General features: G+C 63.5%; 28 protein-coding genes. 16 read left to right on the top strand and 12 right to left on the bottom strand.

Annotation, left to right across the window (positions count from 1 at the left end):
* Positions 1-210 precede the first annotated feature (210 nt).
* Together ACK8CP_RS13460 and ACK8CP_RS13455 are read right to left on the bottom strand one after the other, a co-directional pair.
* Positions 211-1,119 (bottom strand): NAD(P)-dependent oxidoreductase, encoded by a 909-nt coding sequence (locus tag ACK8CP_RS13460; RefSeq protein WP_414834267.1) that lies wholly within the window; start codon positions 1,117-1,119, stop codon positions 211-213.
* A gap of 276 nt (positions 1,120-1,395) precedes the next feature.
* Complete coding sequence (locus ACK8CP_RS13455; RefSeq protein WP_414832138.1) at positions 1,396-2,097, bottom strand: GntR family transcriptional regulator; 702 nt, start codon at positions 2,095-2,097, stop codon at positions 1,396-1,398.
* A gap of 489 nt (positions 2,098-2,586) precedes the next feature.
* Here ACK8CP_RS13455 and ACK8CP_RS13450 point away from each other — a divergent pair, with 489 nt between their 5' ends.
* Positions 2,587-3,138: an AAA family ATPase gene (locus ACK8CP_RS13450; protein ID WP_414832137.1), complete on the top strand. Its 552-nt coding sequence runs from the start codon at positions 2,587-2,589 to the stop codon at positions 3,136-3,138.
* Here ACK8CP_RS13450 and ACK8CP_RS13445 read toward each other — a convergent pair.
* The 4 genes from ACK8CP_RS13445 to ACK8CP_RS13430 all read right to left on the bottom strand — a co-directional run bounded on the left by ACK8CP_RS13445 (position 3,117) and on the right by ACK8CP_RS13430 (position 7,011).
* Positions 3,117-3,998, bottom strand: a complete 882-nt coding sequence (locus ACK8CP_RS13445) for a metallophosphoesterase family protein (RefSeq protein WP_414832136.1) — start codon at positions 3,996-3,998, stop codon at positions 3,117-3,119. The genes ACK8CP_RS13450 and ACK8CP_RS13445 overlap by 22 nt on opposite strands.
* Positions 3,995-4,960 (bottom strand): diacylglycerol/lipid kinase family protein, encoded by a 966-nt coding sequence (locus ACK8CP_RS13440; protein ID WP_307153345.1) that lies wholly within the window; start codon positions 4,958-4,960, stop codon positions 3,995-3,997. The genes ACK8CP_RS13445 and ACK8CP_RS13440 overlap by 4 nt, the downstream gene beginning before the upstream one ends.
* 73 nt (positions 4,961-5,033) lie before the next feature.
* On the bottom strand, positions 5,034-6,197 hold the full coding sequence (locus tag ACK8CP_RS13435; protein ID WP_414832135.1) for an MFS transporter: 1,164 nt from the start codon (positions 6,195-6,197) through the stop codon (positions 5,034-5,036).
* Between the two features lie 259 nt (positions 6,198-6,456).
* Positions 6,457-7,011, bottom strand: a complete 555-nt coding sequence (locus ACK8CP_RS13430) for an NADPH-dependent FMN reductase (RefSeq protein WP_234629769.1) — start codon at positions 7,009-7,011, stop codon at positions 6,457-6,459.
* Between the two features lie 115 nt (positions 7,012-7,126).
* On the opposite strand from ACK8CP_RS13430, the gene ACK8CP_RS13425 reads away from it, so the two are divergent.
* The gene (locus ACK8CP_RS13425) at positions 7,127-7,474 is read left to right on the top strand and encodes a winged helix-turn-helix transcriptional regulator (protein ID WP_370642411.1); all 348 of its coding nucleotides are present in this window, start codon (positions 7,127-7,129) and stop codon (positions 7,472-7,474) included.
* Here ACK8CP_RS13425 and ACK8CP_RS13420 read toward each other — a convergent pair.
* Both ACK8CP_RS13420 and ACK8CP_RS13415 read right to left on the bottom strand, forming a co-directional pair.
* Positions 7,466-8,023, bottom strand: coding sequence for a DUF421 domain-containing protein (locus ACK8CP_RS13420; RefSeq protein WP_234629767.1), 558 nt, complete (start codon positions 8,021-8,023; stop codon positions 7,466-7,468). The two genes, ACK8CP_RS13425 and ACK8CP_RS13420, sit on opposite strands and share 9 nt — an antisense overlap.
* A gap of 3 nt (positions 8,024-8,026) precedes the next feature.
* Entirely contained in the window at positions 8,027-8,341 is a 315-nt protein-coding gene (locus ACK8CP_RS13415; protein WP_234629766.1) for a hypothetical protein, read from the bottom strand.
* 311 nt (positions 8,342-8,652) lie between these two features.
* On the opposite strand from ACK8CP_RS13415, the gene ACK8CP_RS13410 reads away from it, so the two are divergent.
* The 6 genes from ACK8CP_RS13410 to ACK8CP_RS13385 all read left to right on the top strand — a co-directional run bounded on the left by ACK8CP_RS13410 (position 8,653) and on the right by ACK8CP_RS13385 (position 10,374).
* Positions 8,653-8,862, top strand: coding sequence for a cold-shock protein (locus ACK8CP_RS13410; protein WP_092808877.1), 210 nt, complete (start codon positions 8,653-8,655; stop codon positions 8,860-8,862).
* A gap of 61 nt (positions 8,863-8,923) precedes the next feature.
* Positions 8,924-9,115 (top strand): hypothetical protein, encoded by a 192-nt coding sequence (locus tag ACK8CP_RS13405; RefSeq protein WP_128292082.1) that lies wholly within the window; start codon positions 8,924-8,926, stop codon positions 9,113-9,115.
* Between the two features lie 123 nt (positions 9,116-9,238).
* Positions 9,239-9,391 carry a hypothetical protein gene (locus ACK8CP_RS13400; protein ID WP_234629765.1) on the top strand — a complete coding sequence of 51 codons (153 nt, stop codon included), beginning with the start codon at positions 9,239-9,241 and terminating at the stop codon, positions 9,389-9,391.
* 3 nt (positions 9,392-9,394) lie between these two features.
* On the top strand, positions 9,395-9,634 hold the full coding sequence (locus ACK8CP_RS13395; RefSeq protein WP_234629764.1) for a hypothetical protein: 240 nt from the start codon (positions 9,395-9,397) through the stop codon (positions 9,632-9,634).
* Positions 9,635-9,694: 60 nt separating this feature from the next.
* Positions 9,695-9,964 carry a hypothetical protein gene (locus ACK8CP_RS13390; protein WP_234629763.1) on the top strand — a complete coding sequence of 90 codons (270 nt, stop codon included), beginning with the start codon at positions 9,695-9,697 and terminating at the stop codon, positions 9,962-9,964.
* A 5-nt stretch (positions 9,965-9,969) separates the two neighbouring features.
* Entirely contained in the window at positions 9,970-10,374 is a 405-nt protein-coding gene (locus ACK8CP_RS13385; protein ID WP_234629762.1) for a hypothetical protein, read from the top strand.
* A gap of 343 nt (positions 10,375-10,717) precedes the next feature.
* On the opposite strand, the gene hemN is transcribed toward ACK8CP_RS13385, so the two are convergent.
* Positions 10,718-12,064 (bottom strand): oxygen-independent coproporphyrinogen III oxidase, encoded by a 1,347-nt coding sequence (gene hemN, locus ACK8CP_RS13380; protein WP_234629761.1) that lies wholly within the window; start codon positions 12,062-12,064, stop codon positions 10,718-10,720.
* A 331-nt stretch (positions 12,065-12,395) separates the two neighbouring features.
* Between hemN and ACK8CP_RS13375 the strand changes: the two genes are divergently transcribed.
* From ACK8CP_RS13375 to ACK8CP_RS13365, 3 genes are read left to right on the top strand one after another with little or no spacing between them, the layout of a single operon-like run.
* The gene (locus ACK8CP_RS13375; RefSeq protein WP_234629760.1) at positions 12,396-13,331 is read left to right on the top strand and encodes a hydroxyacid dehydrogenase; all 936 of its coding nucleotides are present in this window, start codon (positions 12,396-12,398) and stop codon (positions 13,329-13,331) included.
* 5 nt (positions 13,332-13,336) lie between these two features.
* Positions 13,337-14,329 carry an Ldh family oxidoreductase gene (locus tag ACK8CP_RS13370; RefSeq protein WP_234629759.1) on the top strand — a complete coding sequence of 331 codons (993 nt, stop codon included), beginning with the start codon at positions 13,337-13,339 and terminating at the stop codon, positions 14,327-14,329.
* Between the two features lie 18 nt (positions 14,330-14,347).
* Complete coding sequence (locus ACK8CP_RS13365) at positions 14,348-15,805, top strand: NAD-dependent succinate-semialdehyde dehydrogenase (RefSeq protein ID WP_234629758.1); 1,458 nt, start codon at positions 14,348-14,350, stop codon at positions 15,803-15,805.
* 139 nt (positions 15,806-15,944) lie between these two features.
* Here the strand turns inward: ACK8CP_RS13365 and folK are convergent, their stop codons facing one another.
* Entirely contained in the window at positions 15,945-16,484 is a 540-nt protein-coding gene (gene folK / locus ACK8CP_RS13360; RefSeq protein ID WP_414832134.1) for a 2-amino-4-hydroxy-6-hydroxymethyldihydropteridine diphosphokinase, read from the bottom strand.
* A gap of 153 nt (positions 16,485-16,637) precedes the next feature.
* On the opposite strand from folK, the gene ACK8CP_RS13355 reads away from it, so the two are divergent.
* Complete coding sequence (locus ACK8CP_RS13355) at positions 16,638-17,822, top strand: glycosyltransferase family 4 protein (protein ID WP_414832133.1); 1,185 nt, start codon at positions 16,638-16,640, stop codon at positions 17,820-17,822.
* 36 nt (positions 17,823-17,858) lie between these two features.
* Here the strand turns inward: ACK8CP_RS13355 and ppk2 are convergent, their stop codons facing one another.
* The gene (gene ppk2 / locus ACK8CP_RS13350) at positions 17,859-18,728 is read right to left on the bottom strand and encodes a polyphosphate kinase 2 (protein WP_234629755.1); all 870 of its coding nucleotides are present in this window, start codon (positions 18,726-18,728) and stop codon (positions 17,859-17,861) included.
* Between the two features lie 79 nt (positions 18,729-18,807).
* Here ppk2 and ACK8CP_RS13345 point away from each other — a divergent pair, with 79 nt between their 5' ends.
* Positions 18,808-20,145, top strand: a complete 1,338-nt coding sequence (locus ACK8CP_RS13345; RefSeq protein WP_414832132.1) for an ATP-binding protein — start codon at positions 18,808-18,810, stop codon at positions 20,143-20,145.
* A 93-nt stretch (positions 20,146-20,238) separates the two neighbouring features.
* On the opposite strand, the gene ACK8CP_RS13340 is transcribed toward ACK8CP_RS13345, so the two are convergent.
* Complete coding sequence (locus ACK8CP_RS13340) at positions 20,239-20,751, bottom strand: GcrA family cell cycle regulator (protein WP_128292092.1); 513 nt, start codon at positions 20,749-20,751, stop codon at positions 20,239-20,241.
* Positions 20,752-21,109: 358 nt separating this feature from the next.
* On the opposite strand from ACK8CP_RS13340, the gene ACK8CP_RS13335 reads away from it, so the two are divergent.
* The 3 genes from ACK8CP_RS13335 to ACK8CP_RS13325 are packed head-to-tail and all read left to right on the top strand — an operon-like array spanning position 21,110 to position 24,240.
* Positions 21,110-22,312, top strand: coding sequence for an aspartate aminotransferase family protein (locus tag ACK8CP_RS13335; protein WP_234629753.1), 1,203 nt, complete (start codon positions 21,110-21,112; stop codon positions 22,310-22,312).
* A gap of 12 nt (positions 22,313-22,324) precedes the next feature.
* Positions 22,325-23,245: an ornithine carbamoyltransferase gene (argF, locus tag ACK8CP_RS13330; RefSeq protein WP_414832131.1), complete on the top strand. Its 921-nt coding sequence runs from the start codon at positions 22,325-22,327 to the stop codon at positions 23,243-23,245.
* Complete coding sequence (locus ACK8CP_RS13325) at positions 23,242-24,240, top strand: Hsp33 family molecular chaperone (RefSeq protein ID WP_128292095.1); 999 nt, start codon at positions 23,242-23,244, stop codon at positions 24,238-24,240. The genes argF and ACK8CP_RS13325 overlap by 4 nt, the downstream gene beginning before the upstream one ends.
* Positions 24,241-24,372 lie beyond the last annotated feature (132 nt).

Genomic DNA, 24,372 nt, shown 5'->3' with positions numbered 1-24,372 from the left:
TGTTTCCCGCTCGTTTGCTGGCGGAAGCTGCAGTGAGCTGATCATAGGCCTTGGGCCAAGTCAATATGATTGTATGATCAGAATATTTCAGAACAATTTCGCAGACGGCAGCGCACGCGTCCCGCGCACGCTGCCGTCGCAGAGGTGTACTTTATGCAAAGAAAGAAACGCTACGCAGTCCCGGAGACGGCGTCGGTTTCTTCGCGAAAATCAGCCGGTGGCGCCGTCGCTGCGCAGGCTGACGCCTGCGGCCTTCTCCGTCAGTGTCACCACCTTGGTGAAATCGGAATCCGCGCCGAGTTTATCGACGGCATCCTGCCAGATATCGAAGACCACTTCGCAGCCGGGCAGGGTGAGGCCCATCGCCTTGGCGACCTCGTTGAAAAGCTTGACGTCCTTGAACATGAGGCCGGACGAAAAGCCGTAATCGAAGGTGCCGGGCAGGATCGACTGGGGGAATTTCTGCATGGTCGCGGTGTTGCGGCCGCTGCCGGCGTTGATGACGTCGATCATCACGTCCGGCGACAGCCCTGCCTTGGCGCCCATTGCCACGGCCTCGGAGCTCAGCGCCATGGCTGCGGCAGATAACAAATTGTTGACGAGCTTCATCGTCTGCGCGAGGCCCGGCTTGTCACTCACATAGAACGGCTTTCCGATCGCCTTGAGCTGCGGCAGGAGGTTGTCGTAGTCGGCTTTCGGCCCGGAGAACATGACGGCGAGAGTGCCCGCCTTGGCGCCGCCGACGCCGCCGCTCACCGGGGAATCGAGCCAGGTGACGCCCTTTTCCTGCATCTTTTTCGCCAGCGTTTCCGCCATCTGCGGGCCTGTCGTGGACAAATCCACGATCCGCTTCACCTGGCTTCCTTCGGCGAGCCCATTGTCGCCGAAGGCGACGGCCTCCACGATCGGTGGCGTCGGAAGCGACAGGAAGACGGTGTCGACCTGAGAGGCGAGATCGGCGGCCGAATTTGCCGCCGTAGCGCCGCGTTCCACGAACGGCGCGATTGCACTTTCGCGCGCATCATAAACGACGAGCGGGTTGCCGGCGTCCAAGAGACGCCCGGCCATCGGGACGCCCATATTTCCAAGACCGATGAAGCCGATTTTGTCGCTCAAGATATTCCTCCACGATTGGCGGCTCTCAGCCTGCCGATTATTCGTTTCGATGGCGGGGTTGGGCCTGCAGCGGCCTCATCCGACGCCGTCGCGGGAACCCGCAAGCCCGGACACCATATCGATCTTAATACCGTAATACAATATTATTAGAAGCAGATCGCGCTCAACGTGTCCTCGTGGGGACGCTTTGAACAAAAGCCCTCGAGGATGGGTGAGCCTGGAGAGGGGAGCGCAGGAGCGCGCCGGTCTGAGCCTCCGCCCGGCACGGAAGCGAGGCTTTCAGGCGCGACGCTTCTTTTCGCGCGTGTCCATGGAAAAGGTGTGCATGGCCGCCGCCGCTGCGCGCCGCACATGATCCGTGGCGATCGCCTTGGCCCCCGCGGCATCGCGGCGGTCGAGGGCGTCGAGGAGCGTCTGCAGCTCGCTCAGGCTCTGCTGCCAGCGATTGGGAGCTTGCAGCGATTGCGCCCGCAACAGCATGGTGCGCGAGTTCAGCATATAGAGCGTCTTGCCCAGCGCCTCGTTGCCGGTGCCGGCGACGAGGCAATCGTAGAATTTGTTTTTCAGCGCGATGCGCGTCGCGGCGATATCGGCCTTCTTGACCTCATCGAACGCCGCCTTCAGTGCCTCGCGGTCGTTATCCGTCGCATGCTCGGCAAAGAGCTCGGCCGCCAGGCCTTCCAGCACCTCGCGCACCTGATAAACGCCGATCGCCTGTGCCGCGGTGATCCGAGAAACCACGGGACCTTTATGGGCGATGACCTCGATGAGCCCTTCCGATTCGAGCTGGCGAAGAGCTTCGCGGACGAGCGTTCGGCTGACACCCGTCATCTCGCACAAGTCGCGCTCCGGCATACGCTCGCCCGGTCGGAATCGCCCGGCGGCGATGGCCTGCCGAATGCTTTCCGTGACGCTGTGGCGCAAAGTTGCCGCCGGGCGCGGAACGCGGAATTCCTCGTCCCTCGCCTTGATTTCATTCATACCGGGCACTGCTTTTCCCCTTGCCGGAGTGGTCGCTTACGCCGCCCGCTCACCGACCAGCTCGGATCCTGCAGACATTAAGATTATTGTTCAGCAACGCAGACGTGTCTAGCATTCGTAATGATCGCATGACGGTCCTACAATCTTTGAGGGCCCGAGCATATGCATCTTTATGCCACCCCGAGTGGCCACTATGGGCCGCGCTCGAAAGTCGCGCCCGTAAGCTCTGATCGGCCGGGGACCCGTGCCAGCGCGTTTCAACAGCCCGATCTCCGCCGCGAGCGGGATGCGCAAGGGGGATGCGTCAGGACGCTTCATCGGCTATCGGATGCCCTGCGACCCGGGTCACATCGATAGAGTTTTGCAAGTCATCCATCTCAGCACCGCAGCCTCGCGTCTCTCCTGCCCGTTTTGCGCCGGCGGGCGCCTGCCAACGGCTTTGTGTGTCTCGTCTTGTGGACAATTCGGCCCCTCGCGAAAGGCTGAGCTATGAACGACGCGTCGCGCGAAACCCTTGTGGTCAATATCTTGGGAGGTCCGGGCGTCGGCAAGTCGACATTCGCCGCCGGGCTCTTTTCCGATCTGAAGCGCCGGCACATCGCCTGCGAACTCGTGACCGAGGTGACCAAGAGGCGGATCTGGGAAGGTCGCCCACATGCGATCGCCAACAAGATCACCATTCTCGGCGAGCAATGGGCGCCGGTTGAAGAGCTTCTCGGCAAGGTCGACGTGATCGTGGCCGATGGATGCGTGCTTTTGGCGAGCGTTTATGCCGCGCCCCATTACCCAGCCGCCTTTCACGAGCTCTGCATCTGGTGCCACAAAAGCGTTCGCCGTCTCGACGTTCTCATTGCCCGCCCGCAGGCCGAGTATCAGACCGTCGGCCGGCTTGAGAGCGATGAAGAGGCACTCAGGGTCGATGCGCGAGTTGCAGATCTGGTGCGCGCCCATGCCGAAGACGAAGTCATCGCCGTCGATGACCACGACGAAGGGCGCGCAAAGCTCGTTGCCACCATCCTTCAGCGGATCGCCGCGGCCTGAACCTCTCTGACGCTTGTCTTCTCCGCGTCCACCGTCGGCGTGTTGTGCAAGATATCGGCCGGCTTCTGGTGCCAGGTTTCGCCGTCCCAGGCCCTGACCGCGATGTCGATCGACCCGTCTTCGATGGTGATCGCATTGTACGCGTTCGGCTCGCCGCGCAGGCGTGTCGAGATCGAGGTTGCGGCCTGTGCCACCAGGATGGGCGCATGTGCGGCCTCGCGTCCGCCGATCGGCTCGCCTTCTTTTTCCTCGGTGGGGGCGCCATGCCTGCGCACATAAGCCATGTGGAAATGTCCTGAGAGTACGAGCCGCACGCCGAGTTCGGCGAAGGTCTCGAGCGCAAGGTCCGCCCGCTTCACCCGCCGCATGTCGATCGGCGGATCGGGCAGAAGCAGCGGATGGTGGGCGACCACGACACGCAGGGCGGAGGGGTCGGCCGCCTCGAAGCGGGAGCCAAGCGCATCGAGCTGGTCATGGCTCAAAGAGCCGTGCGCCCAATTCAAGCCGAGACGCATGCGCCGTGACGTCTTGAGGCCCGCAATTGCAACGCCGTCCATCTCCACGAACGGCTCCAGATCGCGGGAGATGTGCTTTTTATAGAGCCGGTAGGGCGTCAGAAAGCGGTCGATGAGATTGATTGCCGGCACGTCGTGATTTCCTGGAACGCAGAAGGTCGGCATCGGCAGGGCGTTGAGAAAGGCGCCGGCTTCGGCAAACTCGTCGGCCTCGCCGCGCTGAGTGAAGTCGCCGCTGACGACGACGAGGTCGGGCTGCGAGGCGAGGAGATCCTCCTGGAGAGAGGTGGCAAGCTGTGGGTCGTGATGGCCGAAATGGAGATCGGATAGATGTGCGATTCTCATGCCGACGCCCGCTCCTGATAAGGCGCTGGGGCGATGGCTTCGTCTTCGGGCGCCTCTGTCGCCTGAGCGACCGGGGCCAGCACTGTGAGGGCCTGGGGGTGAATGCGAAAATCAAGCGGCGGGCGGATCTTCTCCACTTCCCCATCGATCATCGCCTGCACCAGTTGACGCTGTGTCGACAGCCGCACCTCATGTGCCTCATGGATGATGAGCGCCTCGTCATCGCGCCAGCGGCCGAGCGCCATTCCCGCGGTGAGCCGCAGAAGATCGATCAGGCCGAGATGGCGCAGCGCATAGACCGTCAGAAGTCCGCGATCGAGCCTGCGGCGGGAGAAGAAGCGGCCGAGTTCTTCGTCATAGGCATTGTTGGCAACCGCGATGGAGCGGACACGCAACGTTTCGGTGTTGTCGGCGCCGTCCCTTTCAAGCGTCATGCGCAGATCTTGGGGGTGGGTGAGGCGGCGCCAGAAGAAACGCAGAAAGCTGAGCCGCGTGCCGAAATCCGGATTGTGCCGCAGATGCTCCCGGCCGGCGGCAACGGCAGGTGCGAAGCCGATGACGACCTTGTGCAAAAAAATCCGTCCGTTCACTTCGCAGACATCGATCGCGCGCGGTTGCATCTCACGAAGCGTCGAGATCGCTTCTTTGATGTCGAGAGGTACCGCAAGGTCGCGGGCAAGAAGGTTGGCGGTGCCGAGCGGCAGGATGGCGAGCTTTTTGTTGCTCCCCAAGAGTGCCGCGGCGACGGCCGTGACGGTACCGTCACCGCCGGCGGCGACGATGATATCGGCTTGCGAAGCGGCAGCCTCGGCGACCCGATCGCGCAGCGGACGCGCCATGTCACTATCGACTGCGGCCTCGAAGCCAGCGGCCGCGAATTGTTCGCTGAGCGCGTCTGGTGTCAGGCCCGCGGCGGTCCCGGAATTGGCGTTGAAGACGACATGGATGCGGAGCGGGTGCATGAAAAGATGTGTGCCTTGTCTGCCGCCGGTTGATCCGGCGTCTTCTGCGTGAATGCACCAAGCGGCGAAGGGTTCAGCGCGCAGGCTGCAAGCGCAACATCATCCCAACGAGAATAAACAGAGCGAGCCCGGCCGTAATCGGTGCCCCGGCCGGTGAGAAGAGGTCCATTGCCGATGCCGTGGCGGTGGAGCCGCCCGCGCTCCCAATCGCGTAGGCGAGGCCGAAGACGGCACTTCCGGCGACGAGAAGGCCACCCGTATAGCTTGCGCCGAGAAGGGTCAGAGCGCAGGTGTAAAGCGCAAATTCCGCGGCCCCCATCAGCGCGAAGACGGCCAGGATGGCGGCTTCCGATTCCAGGAAGGGGATGATGAGGAAGGTGGCGCCGGCAACGAGGCCGCAGGCGAGCGCCACCCCGTGGCGGGGCAGGCGGTCGAGAAGCAGGCCGACGAGCGGCTGCGCGAGCGCGGTCGGCAGCGCGACCATGGTCACGGCGATCGCCGCAAAGGCCTCCGAATGGCCCGTCTTCACGAAATAGACGGGCATCACGGAGATTGCTGCGATGTCGGCGAAGCCGAAAGCGAAGACCATGACGATGAGCGCCGGCGCGGCGCGTACGAATTTGACCAGCGCGCCGGGAGGTGAAGGCTGGGGCCTTGTGCGAGCGCGGCGGCTTAGAACCGCCGTCGCGAAGGCGACGATGGCGAGATAGACGGCAAGGATGGCGAAGGGAAAGCTGCTGTCGCTGCCGAAGAACGGAATGGCGAGGGGGCCGGCGGCAAATCCCGCACACATGCCGGCGCCATAAAGTCCCGAGATGCGTCCCCGCAGATGATCCGGGCAGGCCGCATTGAGCCAGGCTTCGCTCAGCATGAAGACGAGATTGACGCAGATCCCGAGCACGAAGCGGGCGACGAACCAGACGGCAAGCGAATCCGTGATGCCGAAGACGAAGAGGCAGAGGGAGCAGCCGGCAAGGCCCACGATGATGATCTTGTCGCCTGCCAGCCTCGCCGTCAAAGGCCCGATGGCGAGGGTGGAAACGGCAAGGCCAAGACTGAAGACGCCGGCATTGAGTCCGATGACGCTATCGGTGACGCCCTGACGGGCCATGATGAGCGAAATGAGGGGATAGGTAAGGCCCTGGGAGACCGAAAAGGCGGTGACGCCGAGGATCACCGCCGCGATGGCAGCCCGGTCGAGCACGAAGACCGCCTCTGACGCTTTGCCGACCGACATGTGAAACGCCCCCTGGCCACGCGCCGCCAAACGGACCGGTAGATGAGCCGGCCGCGCATCACGAGATAACGTCGTAACGCGGATTCCGCCATCCGTCTCCGGTGCGTTCGTGTCCGGAACGCACGGGGCTCGGCTCGCTCGGGGCGTCTTAGGGACGTATGCCGAGGGGAGGCAAGGACGGGCGTCCCGTCCTTGAAGCGAAAAGATCGATGCGCCTCAGACAAAGGTCTGAGGCGAAGTCTGAAGCCTGAACCGGAAGCTACTTGTCGAGCTTCGGCATTTTGTCGATCCACTCGCCGAAACGCGAAAGATATTCCTTGAGGAAGTTGCGCGTGGTCTCGTCGGTGACGGTGAGCTCCCCGTCGATCAGCCCTTCCGGGAAGGCGAGGTAAACCTCCGGCTGGCCCATGACAAAGGCGTTCTGGGTGACGAGGACGCTGCGCAGACCGACCTGTGCGGCGGCGGTTCCGATCCGACCGGGAGACGCGCCGATGACGGAGATCGGCTTGCCGGTCCAGGAGCTTTCGCCGTAGGGGCGGGACCCCCAGTCAATGGCGTTCTTGAGGACGGCCGGGATCGACCGGTTGAATTCCGGCGTGGCGAAGATGATGCCGTCGGCGTCGGCAAGATCGCGCTTCAGCGCCAGCACGGAAGCCGGTGGATTCTCCCACAGGTCGTTGTTGTAGAGCGGCAGGTTGAGGTCCGGATAGATGAAGGTGAACTCATCCTTGCCGAGCTTCTCAAGCGCATGAGCGAGGGTCCGGTTGATGGAGGCGCGCCGTAGGCTGCCTACGAGAACTGCTATCTTTCGCATAAGGCCTTTCCTGGTTACCATTGGTGACCGTCAGATAGGGCAGCCCCGCCGGGGGCCACAAGAAGGCACTTTTTTGAAACCGCAGATCTGTCACCTCCCGTCGGATTGCCGGCCTGTGAGCGAGATCCTGTCGCGCATCGGCGACAAATGGTCGGTCCTCGTCATCACCTTGCTGGGCGATGCGCCCCTGCGCTTTGGAGAGTTGAAGCGCGAGATCGGCGGCATTTCCCAGAAAATGCTGACGGCCACGTTGCGGGCTTTGGAGCGCGACGGTTTCGTGTTGCGCCGCGATTACGGGACCGTGCCGCCGAAGGTCGAATATGAGCTCACCGAGCTCGGCCGCGATCTCCTCGTGCCGGTGACGGCGTTGGCGGCATGGGCGCGGCAAAACCAGGCGCAGGTCGAAGACGCCCGCCGTCGTTTCGATGATGCATGTCCGGAGCGGACCGGCCGCTCAGCCTGACAGACCTGCCTCGGCGCGAGCTTCCTGTCGGCCTTGAACATGCCGCAGAGTGGACGCCTTGGCCGGTTCGCCCTCCGGCTCGTTTGCTGCGGGAACGACGCTGATCGAACCGTCCGTTTCCAGGACCACGGCCGCGACGGCGTCGATGTCGGCCATCCCCGCCGCGCGCATGGCTGCGTAGACCTCTTCTTCCGTGACACGCTCCTTCTTGAGCATGGTGTGGAGGAAGCGGCCGCGAAAGAAGACGAGCGAGGGGTCAGCCTTGACGAGCGACTGAAACCGCTCCGAGCGCACCGAGACGTAAGCCACGGCATATTGCAGGAGGCACAGGAGGGCGAAGGCGAACAGACCTTCGCTCAACGAAACCTCGCTCGACAACAGCACGGTGGCCAGTATGGAGCCGAGCGCCACCGTGACGATGAAATCGAAGGCGTTCATTTTAGACAAGGTGCGCTTGCCGGTCGCCCGCAGCAGGAGGACGAGCCCGCCATAGGCCAGAATGCCGATAACGAGGATGCGGAAGAGGTCGCCCCAGCTGTCAAAAAACATCGATCAGCCTCCCGTGTCGCTGAGCTGATCGCAACGCACCCACCATTTCTCCGGCATGGCCGCATCGCGTAAGGCCTGCACGACGCCGCCTCCGGCATTGGAAAAGTCGATGAGACAGAGCGAGCCGCTGTCGCTCTCGAGGCGCGTGATGGTGAGATTGCGGCAGTCGGACGGCATCAATTCCCCGTTGCTGCCGATGATCTGTTGTAGGCTCTGCTGCGACTGGCAGGCGGGAAAGCGCTCCTGCGCTGCGGCCGGGGCCGCGATCGCGAGGGTGATCAGAGCGGTGGCTGCGCCGGCGGCGACGAGACGGGCCATGGGGCCTCCTCTTGAAACATGCTGTTGCGCTGCAAGGCCTGCGGGCGGCGGCGCCGCGGCCATGCAGTCTCACTTACCAACAACCGGCATTTTCGAGAGTTCCGGGGCTTGTCCGGCCTGGGGCGGAGTTTTTCTTGTTAATGCCGCAATTGCAGTCTACAAGAACAACCATCGATCTTTGGCCGGACAATTTGGCCGTTAAGTCCCGTTTCGCCGGGCGCGGGTTCAGACTTCCTCCAAAACTCGACTTCCACACACGTGCGCATGTCGCGTCACGTGTACCCATACGCGTTCTGCGAAAGGAACATTCCATGGCGGTTGGTACCGTAAAATTCTACAATTCCCAGAAGGGTTATGGCTTCATCCAGCCGGAGGACGGCGGCAAGGACGTGTTCGTCCATGCCACGGCTCTCGAGCGTGCCGGCATGCGCGGCCTCGTCGAAGGTCAGCGCGTTTCCTTCGACGTTGAGGCGGATCGCCGCTCCGGCAAGGAAGCTGCAACGAACCTGCAGCACGCCTGATTTTTCAGAAGGCGCAGGCTCGCCTGCGCCTTCTCTTCCCATGCCGTACGGCGGAGGGAATATGACCAGCCATTCATTCAAGGTGGGCCAGACGGTCCGCCTGTCGCAAAAGACCGTCGGCCCGGGTGTCGCCGGCGTCTACAAAATCCTGGCTTTGCTGCCCGAGGAACACGGCGATTGCCAGTACCGTGTGCAAAGCACGGTGAGCTCGCAGCAGCGCGTCGTCCAGGAAAGTCAGTTGTCGCGCCTTTAACGGCGTATGTCTCAGGCCCGGAGACGGTCCTTCCGAACCAAGGCCGGCTTTCCGCGCCTGCCGCTCCCGCGCAACGCCCGAACGGCGCACGATGTGCAATTCGGTTCGGAGAGGATGTAGGTCATGGCAAAAGGGCAGATGCGGGCTTCCAAGGAAGCCAAGAAGCCGAAGAGCAAAGAAAAGGGCGCCAAGCACAGCCCGAAATATATGGAGACGGCAGAGCTCGGCTCTTCGGGTTCCAGTGGGACGCCTCTCAAGCTCGGCCAGAAGAAATAATCTGTGGCGCGCTTCGAAGTCACCATGTCGAGCGGCGACAAGCTCCTCATCGAGCATGAGATGGCATCTGTCGAAGAGATGCGGCTCCTTCTCGAAAAGACGGACTTTCTCGCAGCCAAGGAAATCAGGCTCGGCGCACCCGGGACGTTGCCGGATGTCGTCCTGTCCACCCGTCATATGATGCTGCTGCGCCCGCTTGCTGAGGGTGCGACACAGGGCAGCTCTTTCCGGCCCAAGCGATAATCTAAAATGGGAACGCCGACGAAGTCGTCGACGCAGGGGAAGCCCGCGAAGGGGAGCGCCATGGCGAGGAGCGTGAAGGACGTGGCCGAGCTCAAGGCGCGGATGGCGCATGCGCTTTCGAGCGACAACGTCACGCCTCCGCAGCGGGAGTTTCTCGAAAGCCAGAAGGCGCGGCTCGATCAGCGGGGGACCCATACCATGCTTACGGACGACCAACTCGCACGCATCGAACGCATCATCGATGAGGCGGGGGCGGAAATCTCCCCATCTGGCGCGAGCCCGTCCGACGCCGACGACGCTGAATCCGCGCCGCCCACAAATCAAGGGTGATGTCGATGTCTACAAAAACGCAGGGCAAAGGTGACAGCGTCAAGCTGCGCCGCGACAAGGCCGATGCCACGACTGCCGCAGCGAAAGCGGTGATCGATGCGGAGCTCAACGCGGCACGCCAGAAGACCGCAAGACTGCGGGCACAGCGTCTTGCCAAAGAAGCTGATGACGCCGGGATAGCGACGGAAGCAGAAGAGAACGCGCCGAAAGAGACCACCCGAAAGAAGCGGGCGACGAAGAGCGCGGCTTCCAAAAAGGCCGGTGCGAACGCCGGAGCCGATGGGGCCAAAGCCCCAAAGAGAAAGCCGAAAGCGAAGAAAGCGGCGCCGGCGCCTGCTGCCGACATCGAGGACGACATTGACGATGAAATCGATGAGCCTGACGAGGCCGAAGAGGTTTCAGAAATCTAGCTGACGGCCGCGGGGGCGAACCGAGGCGACGTTCATAGCAAGATCGCCATAACCGCGGCGCTCACGGGAGCATGCCGCGCGTGCTGAGCTCGCATCGCGCGGGCCCTGCTGGCAACGCGATGCCCAGGCATTGGCAAATGTGTCAGGCTGACTTCGGCCGCCCATCACGGGGCCGGAGTGCATGTGTCGTTTATGCCTGACGGACGAGAAGCCGATGGATGAGGGGCTTGCGGACAAGGCTCTTTCGACGCTCACCCCAGGATACGCCCCCAAGCGGCCGCGACTGCCGGCGCCGGCACAGGGGCAGAAGCCGCCATTGGCAGCTCCGCCCGTGCCTGGCGTTCTAGACGGCAGTCGAATGCGTGGCCGCACGCGTCCCGAGATAAGCGTCGAAAGAAGCTGCAACGCTGCGCACGAAGGGCCTGCCGCGATCGGTGACGACGAAGCGGTCGCCGACGCGTGAGAAGAGCCCGTCGGGGTCCGATTCCGCGAAATAGCGGGCATCGTTGATGACGGGATCGGCCAGCGCACCGAAATGCGCCTTCAAGGTCCCCGCCGAGAAGGCGAAGTCGCACAACAGCCGCTCGATCACGAAGGCCCGGACCCGGTCGGCCTGGGAAAGCTCGAAGCCGCGAACGGTCGCAAGCTCGCCTTTTTCGATCTCGGCCGCATAGCGCCGGGTCGTTTTCTCGTTCTGCAGATAACCCTGCGGGAGCTTGCTGATGGACGATGCGCCGAAACCGATCAGAGCGTCGGCCTCGTCCGTCGTATAGCCCTGGAAGTTGCGGTGGAGGCGACCCTCCCACGCGGCCACGGCAAGGGAATCCTCCGGCACGGCGAAATGGTCGAAGCCGATGCGCTGATAGCCGGCCCCGGTGAAGAGCGTGGCCGCGCGATTGGCCTGCGCAAAGCGCTCCAGAACGTCCGGCAGTTCGTCCGTCGGGATCATCTTCTGGCGTGGGATGACCGAGGGCACATGCGCATAGCCGAAGAGAGCCACGCGGTCCGGCCTGAGGGTCAGGATCTGTTCGACCGTGCGTACGAGCTTGTCCCGGCTCTGATATGGCAGGCCATAGACGAGATCGACATTGATGGAGCGAATGCCGGCAGCCCGCAGCCGATTGACGGCCGATTCCGTCTCCTCGAAGCTCTGCATGCGGTTGATGGAGGCCTGCACCTTCGTGTCGAAGTCCTGCACGCCGATCGAGGCGCGGGTAAACCCGGCCTTGGCGAGTGCTTCCACACGCGCGTCGTCGAATTCTCGCGGATCGATCTCGATCGCGAATTCGGCATCCGCCGCGGACGGGAAGGCCTCACGGATCGCAGAGGCCAGCTCGATGATGTCGTCCGGCTTCAGCAAGGTCGGCGAGCCGCCGCCCCAATGCACGCCCTCGACGTTGATGTCCGGCGCAAGCTCGGCCACGAGCTTCAGCTCGTCCTTCAGCGTCTTGAGGTACGGCAGCACCGGATCGTAGCGCAGCACATGCCGGGTCGTGCAGCCGCAGAACCAGCACAGCGTATCGCAGAACGGGATGTGGAAGTAGAGCGAAGCCCTGGTATTGGGCTTAAGCTCTTTCAGCCAGGCTTTCGCGACCTTGCCGTCCACTTCTTCGTTGAAGTGGGGCGCCGTCGGATAACTGGTGTAACGCGGCACAGGCGCCGCGTATTTGCGGACGAGATCAGGAACCATTTGGGTATTTCTAATGCTTTCGTCGAAGGCGTCCTTGATCAATGTCAAAGAGGAAATCGGCCGCCGCAAGGTTTGACGCGCACGCTGGCATGTCCTTCTGCAATCTGAACGGCTTGGCGATCCGAGAAGCCCCGCGAACGCGGCCTTGCGCCTCCACTTTTTCGGTGCGCCGCGAGGCCTGCGTATGCCCGGCGAAGCGGCTCTCTCAACAAGATTCGTGGACAAGGTGCCGCTTCGTCATCTATCCCTGCGGCGGTGGTGATTATCACCGCTGCTCGCCTCTGCCATGGGCTTGCCGTTTCCTCCCGAAGGCCCGGTCGTTTCAGGAAAAATGTCCGACATCGTCATTTCCGAGTTTATGGATGAGGCGGCCGTTGCGCGCCTGTCCGCTCGCTTCTCCACCCTTTACGCCCCCGATCTTGCCGAAAAGCCCGATGCGCTGAAGGCGGCGCTCACAGAAGCGCGAGCCTTGATCGTCCGAAACCGCACCGAGGTGCGGGCGGATCTGATCGAGGGGGCCGATGCGCTCGAATGTGTCGGCAGGCTCGGCGTTGGCGTCGACAACATCGATACGCAATGCTGCGCCCGGCGCGGCATTGCCGTCTATCCGGCCGCCGCGGCGAATGCTCTGTCCGTTGCCGAATACGTCATCTCGACTGCGCTTCTGCTTCTGCGCGGCGCCTATCTCTCCACGCCTGCCGTCGCCGCCGGGCAATGGCCGCGTGGAGAGCTGATGCGCGGTCGCGAAGCGAGCGGCAAGGTGATCGGTCTGGTCGGCTTCGGTGCGAGTGGCCGTGAAACGGCGCGTCGTGCCGAGGCGCTCGGCCTCGATGTCATCGCCACCGACCCGCATATCCCGGCCTCGGACGCTGCGTGGAACGAGGCGCCGCGCACCGACCTGTCTACGCTCCTCGCGGAAGCCGACGTCGTCAGCCTGCATGTCCCGCTGACGGACGAGACGCGCTATCTCATCGATGCGGCTGCGCTCGCCCGCATGAAGCCCGGCGCGATCCTGATCAACGCCGCACGTGGCGGCATCGTCGACGAGACGGCGCTTGTCGCGGCCCTGCAGGAGGGCCGGTTGGGCGGTGCCGCGCTCGACGTCTTCGAGACCGAGCCGTTGACGGCCGAAGCGGGGGCCGTCTTTGCGGATCTGCCGAATGTGGTTTTGACGCCTCATATTGCGGGCCTCACCGCAGAATCGAACCTGCGCGTCGGGCGGGTCATCGCCGATGCGGTCATCAATCACCTCGAGGGCCGCAAGTGACCCACATGCGACTTGGCGAATTGCGGCATCTCGTGGAGGCCGCCTTGACCGCCTCGCGGGTCAGCCCGGAAAACGCCGCATCCGTCGCCCGTGCGCTCGTCGCCGCTGAAGCCTGCGGCCAGACGAGCCACGGCCTTCGCCGTGTCGAGGCCTATTCGGGGCAGGCGCGCGCCAGCAAGATCGACGGCTTTGCGGTGCCGACGGCCGAAGTCGTCCGACCGGCTACGCTCTCTGTCGATGCGGCGCACGGCTTCGCCTATCCCGCGCTTGATCTGGCTCTCGCCGAACTGCCGCCCATTGCGCGCCGCCAGGGGCTGGCGATGGCAGGGATCAAGCGCTCCAGCCATTGCGGCGCCATGGGCGTGACGGTCGAAGCCTTTGCCGAAGCGGGGCTCTTGGCTCTCATGTTCGCCAACGCGCCGGGCGCCATGGCCCCCTGGGGCGGGCGCAGCCGTCTTTACGGCACCAACCCGATCGCTTTTGCGGCCCCCCGCAAGGATGCCGCTCCGGTGGTCGTCGACTTGTCGCTGTCGCAGGTGGCACGCGGCAAGGTGATGGCGGCCAAGCAGAGAGGCGAGGAGATCCCGGAGGGCTGGGCCTTCGACGAGGCGGGCAAGCCGACCACCGATCCGGTCGAGGCGCTTGCCGGCACGATGGCGCCGCTCGGCGGGGCCAAGGGGACGGCACTTGCTCTTATGGTGGAAATGCTTGCCGCCGGTCTTAACGGCGCCAGTTATGCGAGCGAGGCGAGTTCCTTCTTCGACGCCGAGGGTGGCCCTCCGAACACCGGTCAACTCATCATCGCCATCGATCCCACGGCCTTCGGCGCCGACGCCATTGGCCGCTTCGGCGACCTGGCGGCGATGATCGAGGCCGATCCTCCCGCCCGTGTGCCGGGTGCGCGGCGCCAGGCGCTTCGGGCGGAGGCGGAAGAGAAGGGAATTGAAATGGATGACGCGGTGATCGCCACGGTTCGGGCGATCGCCGGCATCGAATGACAGGAATGGGAGTGAGGCATGCTGCAAAAGACGCATTACTGGAAACGTGAAGCCAATCTGATCGGCGGCGAATGGGTTGGAGCCGATTCCGGCGAGACGATCGACGTCACCAATCCGGCGACCGGCGAGACGATCGGCACCATCCCGAAATGTGGCAAGGCCGAGACCGAGCGCGCCATCGAGGCCGCTGCCGAGGCCTTCGAGAGCTTCAAGAAGACGAGCGCCGACGAGCGCGCCAAGCTGTTGCGCGCCCTGCACGACGCCATCATGGACAATCAGGATGCGCTCGCCGAGCTCCTCACTCTGGAGCAGGGCAAGCCCTTGACGGAATCGCGAGGCGAGGTTGGCATGAGCGCCGCCTATGTCCTGTGGTTTGCCGAAGAGGCGCGCCGTGTCTACGGGGATCTCATTCCGTCCCCGTGGAAAGACCGCCGCATCATGGTGACGAAGCAGCCGGTCGGCGTCATCGGCGCCATCACGCCGTGGAACTTCCCGTCCTCGATGCTGTCGCGCAAAATCGGTCCGGCGATCGCTGCAGGCTGCACGGCCGTCGTCAAGCCGGCGACGCAGACGCCTTATTCGGGCCTTGCCTGGGGTGCGCTCTGCGAAGAGGTCGGCATTCCGAAAGGCGTGGTCAACGTCGTCACCGGCTCCGCCAAGGATATCGGTGCGGCGCTCATGGAAAGCCCGAAGGTCCGAAAAGTCACCTTCACCGGTTCGACGGATGTCGGCAAGGTTCTGATCCGCCAGTCGGCCGACACCGTGAAGAAGGTTTCTATGGAGCTCGGCGGCAACGCGCCGTTCCTGGTCTTCGATGATGCCGATATCGACCGCGCGGTCGCTGGTGGCATTGCCGCAAAGTTCAGGAATTCCGGCCAGACCTGCGTCTGCACCAACCGCTTCTACGTCCAGGCCGGCATCTACGACCGTTTCGCCGAAAAGTTCGCCGAAGCCGCCAAGGGCCTGAAAGTCGGCTCTGGTCTCGAAGAGGGGACGCAGCAGGGCCCGCTCATTGACGACAATGCGGTCGCCAAGGTCGAAGAGCTGATCGGCGATGCCGTCGACAAGGGCGGCAAGGTCATTGCCGGCGGTAAGCGCCACGAGCTCGGCGGGACGTTCTTCGAGCCGACCGTGATCGCCGATGCGAAGCCCGACATGCGCTTCTCCAAGGAAGAGATCTTTGGCCCGGTTTCGCCACTCTTCAAATTCGAGACGGAGGAAGAGGCGGTCGCGCTCGCCAATGACACGGAATACGGTCTCGCCTGCTATTTCTACACGCAGGATCTCGGCCGTGCGTTCCGCGTCTCAGAAGGGCTCGATTATGGCCTCGTCGGCGTCAACGAGGGCGTCATCACGACGGAGGTCGCGCCCTTCGGCGGCGTCAAGGAATCCGGCCTCGGCCGTGAAGGCTCCAAGTACGGCATCGACGATTATTTGGAGATCAAATACGTCTGCATCGGCGGCCTCGGGCTCTAATCGCCGAGGCGCAGCTGAGTTTGATCGGCCTCTCCCTCGTCCGAGGGGGAGGCCTTTTTCGTGCGGCCCCTTTTTCGTGCAGCCTTTGTTTCGCGCAGCTGAAGCGCGACAGGCGCGGGGGCCGGTCAGATGCGCCGCATCAATTCCGCCGCAGGGGCTCGCGATGCCAGTTGCCGGCGCCTGCCGGGGTGAGGTCCGACAGATCGAGCCGTGCGAGAATCTCGCTTGCCGGACGCTCGCCGATCTTCGCCGTCGGCCAAAGATCGACAAGCGGCTTGAGGGCAAAGCTTCGTTCCGTCAGGTGCGGATGCGGGATCGACAGCTCCGGCTCGGCGAGGAGTTCTTCGCCGTAGACGAGAATGTCGATATCGATGACGCGCGGCCCCCAAGGTTCGGCACGAATGCGGCCAAGCTCCTTCTCGACGTCGAGAAGAGCCGCAAGCAGGCGCCGTGGGCTCAGCTGTGTTTCGATCAGAAGCGCCGAATTGGTGAAATCGGGCTGGTCGGTCTTTCCCCATGGCCGGCTCACATAAAGCGGAGCGGCGGCGGTCACGGTGACCCCGTCCACATTGGCGATGGCCTTCGCGGCCTTGCGAAAAGTGTCAGCCGGATCGCCGAGATTGGCTCCGAGCCCCAGCACGGCCTTGACGGCGCCGCAGGCGAGGCTGCGGTGAATCATGCGAAAACCTCGTGGTCGAGGTGATACGTACGCGAATCGTTCCATCAGCACAGGTAGAGATGCCTGCCGGATCGAAGCAAGCCCCGCGCCTTAGATATTAACGACCTCTTATCCATGCTGCCCGATAATGTTTGTTTGGGCCGGGAGGAAGAAATGCAGAATGCAGGTGAACCCCTCAGGATCTTGCATGTGCTGCGTGCGCCTGTCGGCGGCGTGTTTCGCCATGTCTGCGATCTGATCGAAATGCAGGCCGACCGCGGCCACAAGGTGGGCATGATCTGCGATTCCACCACGGGTGGGGCGTTCGAAGCCGGGCTATTGGCCGAACTTGAAAACCGCCTTGCCCTCGGCCTGAAGCGCACGCCGATGTGTCGCCCGATCCGGCCGGTCGATCTCGGCGCATTTCTGCGCGTGCGCGCCCACGCGGATTCGATTGCCCCCGATGTCATCCATGGTCACGGCGCCAAGGGTGGAGTTTTCAGCCGCCTGACCGCGGCGAGCGAGCGCCGCTCCGGCCGTGTGGTCGCGACATTCTATACGCTCCACGGCGGCAGCCTGAACTTCGATCGAAACACCTTGGCGGGGCGTCTCTATTTCGGCGTGGAGCGCTCTTTGGAGCGGGTGACGGATTCGCTGATCCACGTTTCCGCTTTCGAGGCGGAAACCTACCGCGAGAAAGTGGGCGAGCCGCGTTGCCCCGCGCATGTTATCTACAACGGGCTGCGGCCGGGAGAATTTGAACCGGTCGCGAAGATCGACAATCCTGCGGACTTTCTGTTCCTCGGCGAATTGCGCCCGTTGAAGGGCGTCGACGTGCTGTTGCGGGCGCTGGAGATCCTCAAGGCAGAAGGCACCAGACGGAGCCTTTGCGTGGTTGGTGGCGGGAACAGCGAGCACATCGAGACCTATCGGGCCTTCGCTGCGGAAAAGGATCTCGACGTGCGCTTCCATGCCCCAATGCCGGCCCGCCAGGCTTTGGCGCAGGCGCGCATGATCGTCGTGCCGTCTTTGGCGGAATCGCTGCCCTACGTGGTGTTGGAGGCCGCCGCCGCCGGCACGCCGATGATTGCGACGCGCGTCGGCGGTATCCCGGAGATTTTCTCAGGCGAGGAGGATCGTCTGATCGAGCCCGGCAACGAGAGAGCGCTCGCCTCCGCGCTCACAGCCGCGCTTGAAAACCCTCAGCGTCTTGTCGAGGAGGCGGCCGCAAGGCGGGCATTCGTGCGCGAGCGCTTTTCCCTCTCCGGCATGGCAGAGGGGAATGAGGCCCTCTACCATGAGGCGCTTTCAAGGCGCCGCGGCGGGCCCGCTGTGGATGCAACCTTGAACGCCGCCTGAGCCGTTGCTTTTCGGCTCAGCCCGCCGTTTTTCGGCTCAGCCCGTTGGCGACGCTTCGACCTCGCTCAGAAATTCCGGTCCCTGTGAGACGATCGCCTCGTCCAACTCGCCGATGCGCTCGCGATTTTTCCCGTCATAGGGCAGCGAGAGAAGGACCGTGCGAATGAGATTGAGCCGTGCACGCCTCTTGTCGTTGGCGCGCACCACGTACCACGGGGCTTCTTGCGAATGCGTCGCGGCAAGCATCCGGTCGCGGGCGGCAGAGAAGGCCGGCCAGCGCTTGATCGCTTCCTTGTCGACCGGTGAGATCTTCCAGGATTTCAGCGGGTCGTGCCGGCGGTCGTGGAACCGCTTCAGCTGCATCTCGCGACCGATATTGAGCCAGAACTTGAAGAGGTGCACGCCGTCGCGCACCAGCATGCGCTCGAAATCCGGCGCCTCCCGCAGGAACACGGCGGCCTCGGTCTCGCTGCAAAAACCCATCACGGGTTCGACGACGCCACGATTGTACCAGGAGCGGTCGAAGAGCACCATTTCGCCATTGCTCGGAAGCTCTTCCACATAGCGCTGGAAATACCATTGCCCGTGCTCGCGCTCCGTCGGCTTGGCGAGCGCCACGATGCGGGCGTGGCGGGGGTTGAGATTTTCCCGCAGGACCTTGATCGAGCCGCCTTTGCCGGCCGCGTCGCGCCCTTCGAACAACAGCACGATGCGCTGGTTCTTGTTTTGGGCCCAGGCGAGAACCTGCACGAGCTCGCGCTGCAGGTCGCGCAGTTCGTTTTCGTACTTTGTGCGCTTGAGCTTCTTGGAATAAGGAAAGTTGCCCGAGGTCAGCGCGTTCTCATGCACCCAGGCCGGCAGTTCGGGTGCATCGAGGTCGAAGGTGGAAAAGTCCTGATTGTTCATGTGCAGGTTGATTCTCTGACTCAGACTTGTCACGCAGCGAGTCTACAGAACGCTGAATGGCTTTACGAGAGCGGCAAAAGTGATTGAGGAGACGAACACGGAAAACAACCTGTCGGTGAATTCTGCCCGCCCGCTTGCACGCCTCGCCGCGGCGCGTTTGCCGCTTCTGGCGACGGCGCTTGTGCTCGCGTTCGTGACCGTCAATTTCTCCGTGCCGGTCCTGTGGTCCGTTCTGGGATTTATTTTCGTCCTCGTCGTCACGGCCGCAGCCCCTGCTCGCATGCGCTCTGAGCGGTTGTCGTCTGCGGCTGCCCACAGCCGCATCCTATGGCCCGACACGGGGATGAAGGCCGTCGTCTCATCGCTGCCGCATCCCGCTTTCCTGCTCGATCAGCGCGGTATCACGCGCTTCTCCAACGAGGCAGCAACCGCTGCGTTCCCGCAGGCTCGCCCCGGCGACCCGCTTTCCATGAGCATTCGGACGCCGCGTCTTCGAGATGCGCTGGCCGCAGCCCAGGGTATGGTGACGAGCCGGTTCGAGTATCGCGAGCGCAGCGGGGCGGAGACCGTCTATGTGGTGACCGTTCAGCCGGTGCTGCATGCCGCTGCCGCGGCGCCTTTCATTCTCCTGCTTTTCGAGGATGTGACCGAGCGCCTGGCGACGGCGAGAATGCGCGCCGATTTCGTCGCCAATGCCAGCCACGAGCTGCGCACGCCGCTTGCGTCTCTCTCGGGCTTCATCGACACGCTCCAGGGGCCTGCCCGCAGCGATCCCAAAGCTCAGGACCGCTTTCTGACCATCATGCGCGAACAGGCGGAGCGCATGCGCCGCCTCCTCGATGATCTTCTCTCTCTGTCGCGGCTTGAGATGCGGGTGCATCAGCAGCCGCGGGAGCACATCGATCTTGCACAGATCGCGCGCCGCGTCGTCGACGGTCTGCGTCCTCTTGCCGAGCATCTGGAGGTGGAGGTGACGCTCGATGTCCCGGACGAGCCCGTCTTCGTCCTGGGCGATGCCGACGAGCTCCATCAGGTGTTGGAGAACCTGGCGGAGAATGGCCTCAAATACGGAGGCGCCGGCAAACGTCTCGACGTGAGATTGGCGCAGCAGAACCTGGACGGTGGAGCGGTCGTGCTGGCAAGCGTGCGCGATTGGGGGCCGGGGATTGCGCCGGAGCATCTGCCGCGGCTCACCGAGAGGTTCTACCGGGTCGATGTCGCCTCGAGTCGCGAGAAGCAGGGCACCGGCCTCGGCCTGGCCATCGTCAAGCATATCCTGACGCGCCATCGTGGCCGCCTCGATATCGACAGCGAGCAGGGCGCCGGGGCGACCTTCACCGTGCGCCTGCCGGCTGCCGAGGCGCCGGCGGATCATGCCACGGCGGATGAGGCGCAGAAGCCTGCCTTGGCCGGCTGATCCCGCGCGGCGGAGAAGTCGGAGTTTCACAAAAAAGAAAGCGGAGCCGAAGCTCCGCAGTCTGTTACGCCAGTCTTCGGGAGAAAGCTGAACTCAGCCGTTCGCGGCCCGCTTCATGCGCCGGCGCGGATCGGATGTCTGATAGGCAACGCCCGCATGGTATTCGCAATAGGGCGAGCTCTCCAGGGAATCGCAGCCGCAGAAATGGAAATCCTCGTCGCCCGGATCGCCGATCGGCCATTTGCAGGTGCGCTCGGTCAATTTCTCGATCGTCAGGCGCCGCGAGATCGGCATGACGAGAGCGTGCACGGGCTGCAGTTCGGTTTCCTGCTCGACTTCCATTTCTACCTCTACCTCGGCCTGAAGGGCCGTGGCGCCGACGGTCACGGTCCGGTGCTGTTGCCGGACGGGAGCGGAATTGCGCGGTCGACGCGCCCGCTTGATCGTGGATGTCGGCTGGCCGCGTCCGGAAAGCCCGAGCCTGTGAATCTTGCCGATGACGGCATTGCGCGTGACGCCGCCGAGTTCTCCGGCAATCTGACTGGCGCTGAGGCCTTCCTGCCAGAGCTTTTTGAGAAGATCGACTCGTTCATCGGTCCAGGACATGGGCGTCTTGGCTCCTTGCTGCCGCGTTTGTGTCATTGGCGGAATCCGTCTGCGTCGCAGGGGCAAAAAAACCTGCGCCAACGCAATAACTGGTAGGGGATCCGATCCGCCACACGAGATGTCGTGTTTAACGATTTCGAAACTACCCGATCGGTCGACTCTTCGACAAGAGTCCCGCCGGCGATTTGATGTTTTTCCCCCGGATACGGCAAAAGTGAGTCCGGAATGCCACACAGGCAGGCTCAAAAGCCGCGCATTGCGCGGCTCGCCAGCCTCATGATAAACGAAGCGCAGCCGCCGTAGGGCGGCTTTTCGCATTTCAACAGCAAAATCTCACATATCGGATCGGACCACGCCCATGTCGGCCGCCTCTCCCCTGTCTTCTCCTCTTTATGCGACCTATGCCCGCGCTGAGCTCGCCTTCGAGCGCGGCGAGGGTGTCTGGCTGGAGACGACATCGGGAGAGCGATATCTCGACCTGATGGGCGGCATCGCCGTCAACGCATTCGGTCATGCGCATCCCTATCTGGTCGAGGCCCTGAAGCGGCAGGCGGAAAAGCTCTGGCACGTCTCCAACATTTTCGAGATTCCGGGGCAGGTTAAACTCGGTCGTCGTCTCTGCGAGGCGAGCTTTGCCGATCGCGTCTTCTTCACCAATTCCGGCGGCGAGGCGATGGAATGCGCCATCAAGACGGTGAGGCGCTACCACCACGCCAAGGGCCAGCCGCAGAAGAACCGCATCATCACCTTCGAGGGCGCCTTCCATGGCCGCACGCTCGCCACGATCGCCGCCGGCGGTCAGGCGAAATATCTGGAAGGTTTCGCTCCCAACGTCGAAGGCTTCGACCAGGTCGCCTTTGCCGACCGGGACGCACTGAAAGCGGCGATCGGCCCGGAAACGGCCGGCATTCTCATCGAGCCGATCCAGGGCGAGGGTGGCATCCGCCCGGTGCCGCACGAATTCCTGCGCTTCATCCGTGAACTTTGCGACGAGCACGGCCTGTTGATGGTGCTGGACGAGATCCAGTGCGGCATGGGCCGGACGGGCCGCCTCTTTGCGCATGAATGGGCGGGCGTGACGCCGGACGTCATGGCGATCGCCAAGGCGATCGGTGGCGGCTTCCCGCTCGGCGCCTGCCTGGCGACGCGTGAGGCGTCGGAGGCGATGGCCGTCGGCTCGCATGGCTCCACCTATGGCGGCAATCCGCTCGCCATGGCCGTCGGCAATGCGGTTCTCGATCTCGTTTTCGAAGATGGCTTCCTGACGGAGGTTTCCCGCAAGGGGCTCCTCCTCAAACAGAAGCTCGCGCGCCTCGTCGATGCCTATCCCGATCAGCTGAAAGATGTGCGCGGCGAGGGGCTGATGCTGGGTCTCGTCTGTGCGGGCGCACCTGCGGAAATGGTTGCCCGCCTGCGCAAGCACGGCGTCCTCACCGTGGGGGCGGGCCACAATGTGGTGCGTGTCCTGCCGGCGCTGATCATCTCGGAGGCGGAGATGGATGAAGGCGTGAACCGTATCGAAGCTGCGCTGCGCGCCGCCGGCAAGTCCGCTGCCGCGTAGGGAGAATAAAACATGAGCCTGCGTCACTTCCTCGACCTTGCCGACATTCCGTCCGACACGCTGCGGCTGATCCTTGACGACGGCAAACAGCTGAAGGCTGCCCGCCGCGCCGGTCCCGTTGCCGAGCGGCCGCTCGAAGGCCGCATCCTTGCGATGATCTTCGAGCAGCCCTCGACGCGCACCCGCATTTCTTTCGACGTCGCCATGCGCCAGCTCGGCGGCGACGCCATCCTTCTCACCGGCAAGGAAATGCAGCTCGGCCGCGGTGAGAGCGTGAGCGACACAGCGAAGGTTTTGTCGCGTTATGTCGATGCGATCATGATCCGTACGCTCGACCATGACATGGTCGCAGCCCTTGCCGAGCATGCCACGGTTCCCGTCATCAATGGGCTGACGCGCCGCTCGCATCCGTGCCAGCTGATGGCCGACCTGATGACCTTCGAAGAGCACAGGGGCGCCCTCGAAGGCCGCAAATTCGCCTGGCTGGGCGATGCCAACAACGTCATGAATTCCTGGGTCCATGCGGCCGAGCGCTTCGGCTTCAGCCTCGATGTCGCAAGCCCGGCCGAGCTCGGCCCCGACCAGGCGATCCGTGACTGGGCGCAGGAGAATGGCGCGAAGGTGCGTTTTCTCGATGCGCCGGAAGAGGCCGCAGCCGAGGCCGACTGCCTGATCACCGACACCTGGGTTTCGATGGGCGACGACGAAGGAGGGCGGCGTCACAATCTCTTGACGCCGTACCAGGTGAACGACCGCATGATGGAATATGCCAAGAAAGACGCCATATTTATGCATTGCCTGCCCGCACATCGCGGCGAGGAAGTGACCGCCAGCGTGATCGACGGCCCCCAATCGGTCGTCTTCGATGAAGCGGAAAACCGCTTGCATGCGCAAAAGGCGATCCTTTCCTGGTGTCTTTCGGAGCCTTCGTGAACAAGACGACTGTCACACAGACTGAATCCCGCGCGGACGACCGCGCTCTGCCCTTTCAAGTCGATCCGCTGGACGTGCGTGGCCGCGTCGTCACGCTCGGACCGGCGATCGATGCCATTCTCGCGCGCCACGATCTGCCGAGACCCGTCAAGGTTCTTCTCGGCGAGGCCGTGGCGCTCGCCTCGCTGCTTGCCACCTCTTTGAAGGATACGGGCCGTTTCATCCTGCAAACGGAAACGGATGGTCCGGTCTCGATGCTCGTCGTCGACATCCGCACCCCGGGCGAGATCCGCGCCACGGCCACGTGCAACCGCGAGCGCGTGGAGGCGGTGACGGTTTCCGGCCGCGCTGCGAGCGGCGATCTCCTCGGCCGCGGCACGCTCGCCATGACCATCGAGCAGGGCAAGACCGGGCGCCGCTACCAGGGTTATGTCCCGTTGGAGAACGAGAGCCTGGAAGACGCGGCGCATTCCTATTTCCGTCAGTCGGAGCAGATCCCGACGCGCGTGCGCCTGGCCGTTGCCGAAATCGTCGATCGCGGCAGTGCCGGCGAGGCCCAGCAGGCCTGGCGCGCGGGCGGGCTGATCGCGCAGTTCTTGCCGGAATCGAGCGAGCGCATCAAAGTCCGCGATCTCCATCCGGGCGATACGCCGGACGATGCCGATATGGCCGATCTGCCGCTCGAGGACGACGCCTGGCTGGAAGCCGTCGCGCTCGTCGATACGGTGGAGGACCTCGAACTGATTGACCCGGCCGTTCCGGCCGAACGTCTTCTCGTTCGCCTCTTCCATGAACGTGGCGTGCGCGTCTTCGAGCCGACGGTTCTGCGCGATCATTGCACCTGTTCGCGCGAACGCATCGAGCAGGTGTTGGAGCAGCTTCCCGCCGATGAGCTGGAAGAGGCGGCAGTCGAAGGCGCAGTAGAGGTCCGCTGCGAGTTCTGCGGCAAAGAGTATCGATTCACGCCCGAAGAGCTGAATTCCGGCAAAGCCTGACCGATCGTTTAGTTGTCGGCCACGTCGCCGCATGCCTTACCATTCAGCTGGTGTTCACCTGGAACCTCTAAGGTTTCGGGCTATCTGATGCCGTTGAATCGCAAAGGATGTTGCTCTGACCGACAAGGCCAA

The organism is Afifella sp. YEN Y35 (assembly GCF_047553465.1).
Taxonomy (GTDB): Bacteria; Pseudomonadota; Alphaproteobacteria; order Rhizobiales; family Afifellaceae; genus Afifella; species Afifella aestuarii.
The sequence above is the reverse complement of the archived record's forward strand: the minus strand, read 5'-3'. Positions and strand labels throughout refer to the sequence as shown.